The sequence below is a fragment of the Vibrio sp. Hep-1b-8 genome (genome assembly GCF_006124995.1).
Lineage (GTDB): Bacteria > Pseudomonadota > Gammaproteobacteria > Enterobacterales > Vibrionaceae > Vibrio.
Map to the genome: position 1 here is coordinate 1 of NZ_QEWN01000056.1, position 1,275 is coordinate 1,275.

Below are 1,275 nucleotides of genomic sequence, written 5' to 3' on the forward strand. Positions count from 1 at the left end.
TAGAAGCGGTTAAAGAGCTTGGTTATGTTTACAATCAGGCCGCTGCCAACTTGCGACACAAGCGCAGTAACCTAGTTGGGCTCGTCATACCGGATATCACCAACCCATTTTTCGCTGAAATGATTGCAGGACTTAGTCACTATCTTGAAGAGCAAGATTCGTTACTCTTTCTAGCTAACGCTGAAGAGAGCGTTGAGCGTCAAAGCAAGTTCATCGATTCGTTGTTGAGTCAGAATGCCGGTGGTGTAGTTATGTGCCCTGCGATGGAAACCGATCTAGACTTTCTGGAGACAGTACAAAGTCGTGGGTTTCCGATAGTGTTGGCTGTTCGACCTATTGGAGAAGATCAATTTGATTTCGTCGGAACCAATAACTTTATGGGCTTACAGTTGGCAACGGAGCACCTTATCAAAAAAGGTCACAAACATATTGCGTTCGTTGGTGGATTGGATATTTCGAAGACGCGTTCCCATCGTCTTGGGGGCTATATGTCAAAGTTGATTGAACATGGGATTCCTTTCAATGAACGATACATTCGAAGCTGTTCAGCGAGCCGCTCCGAGGGAGCGAAGGTAACAAGAGAGCTATTGGATCAACACCCTGAGATAACCGCCATTATTGGCTACCAAGATATTGTTGCTTTTGGAGTCATGCGGGCAATTAAAGATCTCGGTAAAACCGTGGGGAAAGATATCGCAGTTGTGGGTTTTGATGATGTTGCGGAATCTGCCGATACCAACCCCTCGTTGACTTCTATTTCTGTCTCTGCAAGAGAAATAGGCCGAGCGGCAGGAGAGATTATTCTGTCACGCATGGAAGGCGACAAGCAGCCATACAAAAGCGTGGTGTTCCCACCCAAACTGGCGGTGAGAAGCTCATGTGGTGGTTGAGTTGTGGGCCATACCACTTAGCTAGTGATATTTATGGTGTGTGATGAGATGGTCACCTCTATCTCGGCATCGCAATGTGCCATGATTAACTTTTGACAGAATCAAGGATAAAGGTGACCAACATGAAATATAGGCTTATTAGTATCGATTTAGCAAAAAATGTGTTTCAGATTGCTGTATTCGACCGACAAAACAGACCGGTTTCGAATTGCCAAGTACGCCGAAATAGATTGTTGGACACGTTAAGGCAATATGCTCCAACCACTGTTGTGATGGAAGCTTGTTACAGCTCAAATTATTGGGGGCGTGCAATTGAAAAGCTTGGGCATACGGTGAAGCTCGTACCTGCTCGAATGGTTAAAGCGATGCTAGTGGGGAACAAAAA

The 1,275-nt window shown here is 45.5% G+C and carries 1 protein-coding gene and 1 pseudogene; both read left to right on the plus strand.

Features of this window, described 5'->3' with window-relative positions; all coding sequences use genetic code 11:
• Positions 1–890, plus strand: an 890-nt coding sequence (locus DA100_RS08160; protein ID WP_138971713.1) for a LacI family DNA-binding transcriptional regulator, incomplete at its 5' end; no start/stop codon positions are given.
• A gap of 122 nt (positions 891–1,012) precedes the next feature.
• Positions 1,013–1,275: pseudogene (locus DA100_RS08165) on the plus strand (IS110 family transposase); the annotation flags it as partial.